We start from the raw sequence: 315 nt of genomic DNA, 5'->3' as shown, positions 1-315 counted from the left end.
CTGCAGTTTTTCGCCGCAGAGTTGCAACTGGCCGGCCGTGGCACGCTCCAACCCGCTTAACAGACGAAACAGTTCGGTACGCCCCGCGCCCACCAGCCCGAACAGTCCGAGGATCTCGCCCTTGTGCACCTCGAAACTGACCGGCTCACGCAGACCCGGCCCACCTATACCGTCGACCTTGAGCGCCACCTCGCCCCGTTCACGCGGGCGGTAATCGTAGATGTCCTGGATGTCACGCCCGACCATGCAGGTGACCAGTTGATCGTGGGTCAGCGCCTGCATGTCGTCGAAGGTGCGCACATAGCGACCGTCCTT

The 315-nt window shown here is 63.2% G+C and carries 1 protein-coding gene; it reads right to left on the bottom strand.

Annotated elements, in window-relative coordinates; genetic code table 11:
- A partial coding sequence (locus AC6CIA_RS26480; protein ID WP_498316118.1) for an ATP-binding cassette domain-containing protein occupies positions 1–315 on the bottom strand: 315 nt, incomplete at both ends.

The organism is Pseudomonas sp. GQ91, from assembly GCF_059758795.1.
Note: the sequence above shows the minus strand (reverse complement) of the source record. Positions and strands in the feature narration are given on the sequence as shown.